The 5351-nt window shown below is 58.9% G+C and carries 3 protein-coding genes; all 3 read right to left on the reverse strand.

The features are described 5' to 3' along the window. On the reverse strand, window positions 1–2266 hold a 2266-nt coding region (locus tag HMPREF2656_RS01735), incomplete at its 3' end, for an Ig domain-containing protein (protein WP_210400942.1). 502 nt (window positions 2267–2768) lie between these two features. Then, a complete protein-coding gene (locus HMPREF2656_RS01740; protein WP_141760968.1) occupies window positions 2769–3812 on the reverse strand; it encodes a hypothetical protein in 1044 nt (347 codons plus the stop codon). Between the two features lie 71 nt (window positions 3813–3883). Further along, window positions 3884–5351, reverse strand: a 1468-nt coding sequence (locus HMPREF2656_RS12965; RefSeq protein ID WP_168167515.1) for a SoxR reducing system RseC family protein, incomplete at its 5' end; no start/stop codon positions are given.

Raw genomic sequence — 5351 nt, forward strand, 5'->3', positions numbered from 1 at the left:
CCTGCTTCTCATCGGTCGGATCAACCGGCTTCGGAGTGCCATCAACCGTGGTCTTCTGGCCAACAGGCAGCGGAACGCGGTCGGTGACCTTGTACTCCTTGTTGTTGTGATCCACCAAGGTGTACGTCACGGTGACGTTTGGCGTGTCCTCATCAGCCTCGACTTCCTCAGTCGGAGTACCGGTGATCTTTCCGTTTTTCTCATCGAAGTCCAGACCTGCAGGAAGGTTAGCAACCTCAAGCGAGCCGTCCTTCACCTTGAGCTTGTGCGGGTGACTCTCAAAGCCGGTCGGCACAACTTGCTGCTCATACTCGGTATTGATCGTTGCAGCCTTCAGCGGCGAATCCGTGACGGTCAGCAGGGTCGGCACGCGATCGTGCTGGACTTCCTCAACATCAACCGTTTCGGTCTTGATGACGCGCTTGTCCTCAGGAGCCGACGGGTCCATGAACTTCGGATTGCCGTCTTCGTCGAGAACCGGACGTTCTTCCTTCACCGTGACCTTGACGTCACGCGTCACGATCACCTCAGAGGTGCCCGGCGTCGTCGGCGTACCAGAGATCTTGCCGGTCTCTGGGTCGAACGTCAGCCCTTCAGGAAGACCATCGACCTTGTAGGTCGGCTTAGCGCCTTCAACCTTGTTCTCCGGCTCATTCGGCAGTACGGACAGTGCATCAAACTCTTTGTACTCGTCCTTCACCGAACCGAACGGAAGAACAACCGGAACGACAACGGTGAACGAGTCAGCGGCCAGCACCGTGTTCTCGCCAGTGACGAACTCAGCGGTGAAGATGTCGCCCGTCTCAGCGTCCTCCGGAACGGTGATGGTGCAGGCGTTGGCATCAGCAACGCTACCGATGTTGTCGCAGGTCTTGACGACCTTGCCGTTCTTCTTCCAAACAACCTTGTTTGGCGTCACCGGGAACGGGCCGGTCACATTCAGCTTCGCGGTATCGCCGATATCAGCCGGCTTGTCCGTCATGTTGAAGTTCGTGATATCCAACTTCACATCATGGCGCGGCACCAACGCGAAGTTCACGTTGTACCACATCGGATTCTGCACAAAGTTTTCAGCAGCAATAGGCGCAGGGTTACGCGTGCCGTTGTTCTTCGGCGAGTTAAACAGCGGAACACGCCATGCAGAGTAAGCGCTCGGAATCTTGCCATCAGCAGTCTCTACATGCGCGTACAGGTACTTCTTCGTGTCATTCGTGAGAGTTCCCTCAGGGAACTTCACCGAGTAGTACCCATCTTCACCAACCTTCGAGCGCACCGTCGCTGCAATGTACTCCGGGTGCTCAGTGAGGAGCTTCTTCGCAGCGGCCAGCTTCTGCGCCTCAGGCAACGTGTCAACTGCCTCTGCATATGCGCCGATGCCCTCCTGGGTCAGCACACTCATGACCACGTACATGTCCTTAGCCGGGACATCGCCGGTGCCGTTTGGGCCGTTGAGACGAGCGTCCTTCGTCTCGTGCCAGACCTTGCCGCCCACATGACCCTTCATCGCAGAATTTGTGGCCTGCCGCGGGACAGTCTCATCCGTATCCGCAATCCAATCAGCCTTCGGCTTATGCATGTACGGCACATCACGATCAGCCTGCATCAGCACAGCAGTGCGCTGCATGTTCGTGCCGATGGTGTTCCATGCACCCTGCTGGTCAGCACCCATGGAGTTGCGGTATGCGCCTGGGAAGAAGCCGCCGACCTGGCGGAACGGGTAGACGGTGAAGCCGTTGCGCTCGTCAACAAACGGGTCGATCCACAGACGGTAGTACTGATTCGTGGAAGCCTTGTACGTGTGCTTCTTCCCGTGGTGGTCAATCCACGGCTCACGGAGATCGAACACATAGGAGCCCGGACCAGCCTGCGAGGTGTTGCTCTTGCTGAGCTGGTCAGAGGTGCGGGCAACGTACACCGGCGAAACGGCACCATCCTTATCGATCCACTGCATGTAGACCTTCGTGCCTTCCGGAACAGCCTGCTGGCCACCGTCGGTCGGGCTGAAGCCGTAGCCATCGTCAATAAACGCGCGACCAGACAGGGTCGACTTGGCATTCGTCATGCCAGTAGCGCTCTTGACGTAGCCGTTCGCAATGCCGTCGGCGACAATCGCACCGTTTTCCTCAGTGGCCGGCGCCTGGGAGACAGCAGCAGTTTCCTCCTGCGCAAACGCGACCGGCTGAGCGAACGGAGCAACCAGCGCAAATGACAGCGCAGCCGCGGCTACGGACGTGCCGCGACGGCGGCCAATGTGACGTTTATTCATTAATTTCCCTCCAGAAAGGATTAGCGTCAAAGGTTCACGACCCTGACGAGCAAACAAAACACACCTACTAACAGGGCCTACGAACACCACCGTAGAGAACCTGACAGGAGGCGGCAAAGGTCCCTCAAGCCACCCAACAGCTGTTCACATCCTGAGGAAAATTATTGACACTCGCCACTAAAAGCGCTGGCCATTGCTGTTGTACGGCCGTAAAATACTACCTGTGACACAGCTAAGGAAGCCGAGATAGTGGGGCGGACGGACCACGCAAGCACACTTCCAGCAGTTTCCGTAGTTGTCTACAGATTTGAGCAACATCCAGCACCTTTAGCCAGTTGCCAGCTTAGGAAAACCTAAACCTTTCACCGCCACCCCATAACGGGGTTAATGAGTGACGTTTTAATGGTCACGTGTAAAGACGGCGAAAACGTAAAACGCCTGTGATGGGAAGAATCCACCACAGGCGTCGAGCCGGAGAGGCAGCCTAGAACGGCAGCTTGAGCTACTCGCCGTTCTTGAACCACCAGCCGAACAGGGCGGTGAGGGCGCCGAGGATTACCAAGGCGGCGCCGGCGATCGCGCCGCCGTTCGCGGAGGAGCCATCAGACGGCTCTCCTGCCGAATCCGAAGGGTTGGCGGTCTCCACCGGGCCGCGGGTCTGGGTCACCGGGGCGGGCGCAGGCTTAGGCGTCGGCGTCACGGTGACGGTCTCCTTCGGGGTAGGCGCAGGCGACGGCGCCGAAGTGGTTGGGGCCGGCGGCTGCACGACCGGGCGCAGCACCTGCTCGACCTTCTTCTGCTCCTCCTTGTTCACCTTCGCGGACGGGAGGTCCTTAAGCACCTTTTCGGCTTCCTGCTTGGTCAGGTCGAGGACGGGAACACGGAAGGTCTCGTCGAACACGGTCTCACCGTTCTGGTTCTTCACCGACAGCTCGACAGGCGTGTTCGGGCCCTGCACCCCGGCGAGGTCCTGCATCGGGATGGCGAGGTCGCCGGCGTAGTTGTCCTTATCCGCGATGCCAGCCAGCGCAATGTCCTTGCGTGCGGACTTGCCGTTGCCCCAACGGGCTTCCACGGTGAAGGTGTGGGCGTCGATGCCCTTGTTTTCCACGCGGACGTTCAAGGCGTTGTTGGGGTGGTGGAGAACGATGCCGTTGTGGGCGTCGTCGATAAGCAATGCCCCTGCTTTGAGATTGTTATCGGCAGCGGCGAGTACCGCGAGCTCGTAGACAGTCAGGTCCTCCTCCGCCAACTGATCGTGCTCGTGCGTGACGCCAATGATGCCGTCGGCCTTGCCGATGTAGTTGGAACGCAACACCAGATTCTTCCAGTCCGCGGGGATGGTGGACTGGCCGACGAAACAGAACTGATCCTTCAGGCCCTCCGGGCACTTGTCGTAGAAGTTCTTGCCCGAGTTCAGCGCGTGGCCGTCCGCCTTCGTCTCCTCGGCGGAAATGCCGGCATGGCCAAGCCAGCAGACCCAGGCCCGTGGTGTTGCGGTAATCGCGCCCCACCACAGAAAAACCCGATTGCTAAAGCTAATCACCCCGCCCACCGATTGGTGAGCGGGGCGATCGTTAGCGCTTATCTTCAGCCTACGAGAGACTCAAGACTTAACTAGTTCGTCGGCTTTGCCGGAGTAGTCGGCTTCTCCTCCTTGGAGGAACCAGCGTAGGTCTTGCCGGAAGAACCCTTCAGTTCGAGGTCCTTCACGGAAGAGCCGCCACCGTTCGGGGAGCAGTTGTCGTAGATGATCGTGCCGGCGAGGATGCCAGCGGCGATCAGAGCCAGACCACCTGCAACCGTTGCGAGGTCAGTGCCGTACTGGCCCAGCTTCGCGTTGATTGCATCCACCTGGGAAGCGACCTGCGGGTTGAAGATACCCATCTGCTGCTGGATCTGGGTGTTGAAGTTCTGGATCTGAGCATTCGCCTGTGCAGCGAAGTCGGACAGACCCGGGATCTCCAACTGGGTAGCCAGACCAATCGGGAGCAGCGCGATGAGTGGCAGACCGAAGCCGACGGAGGTAGCAACACACTTGGCAGTGTCGATACCGACGGTTGCCTCAGTGCTGTTCTTGTCGCCGTCTTCAACGATGACCTTCTGACCCGGCTTCAGGTCGACGTCAGACGGGACCTTGATCTCCCACTTGCCGTTCTTATCGGTCGTGGTCTCGATGACCTTACCGTTCGGCAGGGTGACCTTGATGTCCTCGTTCGGACGGTCGCCCGTACCGGTGATGGTCTTATCGCCCGGCTTGATCGGGTTGACCTTCGGAGCGGTCTCGTCCTTGGTCTTGTCACCCTCGTCGACGCCAGCCGGGTTGGTGCCACCCTCGATCTCTTCACGGTTCGTCTTACCGTCACCGTCGAAGTCGCCTTCCGGAAGCAGCAGGGACTTGCCGTCCTTGCCGACCAGGTCGAAGTCAGCGGTTGCGTTGTCCTCCGAACCATTCGGGTAGGTGAACTTAACATCCACAGAAGGCTTCGCGAACGGGGTGAAGATCTTCACGAACTCATCCCAACGCTTACCCTTCTCCTGCTTCTGGATCTCCGGCAGCTTCTCAGCGATCTTCTCGTCGACCTTCGCGTAGCTAGGAGCCGTTGCCTCAACAACACCGGTGGTTTCGCCAGGCTTGAAGGTCCAATCCTCAGAACCCTTGGACTGCGTACCCTCAGCCTTGGTGCCCTCCGGAGCCTTGGCGTCACCGAACGGGTTGTTCGAAGTCTCAGTCTTGCCGGCCTCAACCTTCTTGGCATCACCGTAGTTCGGGTTCACGATCTTGACATCGATCTCACCGATCTTCTCATCATCACCATTGGAGACGATGACCTTGGCATCCTGCGGGTCAGTACCCTCCGGCACCGTCACCTTGACGTTGCCGTCCTTGATCTCGACCTTGGAGCCCGGGATTTCATTGCCGTCCTTATCGACGAGCTTGCCGGTCTCATCACCAGTCGGGTTCTCGACCTTGCCAACGGGGTGCGGCTCGTTGTTAGCCGGAACCGTGGTGTTGGTCTCCGTGACCGACGGGGCAGGCGCCGGAGCATCCGGATCCTTGATCTCAACCTCAATGGTGTCGATC

The sequence above is a fragment of the Corynebacterium sp. HMSC034B08 genome, from assembly GCF_001835805.1.
Classification (GTDB): Bacteria; Actinomycetota; Actinomycetes; order Mycobacteriales; family Mycobacteriaceae; genus Corynebacterium; species Corynebacterium coyleae.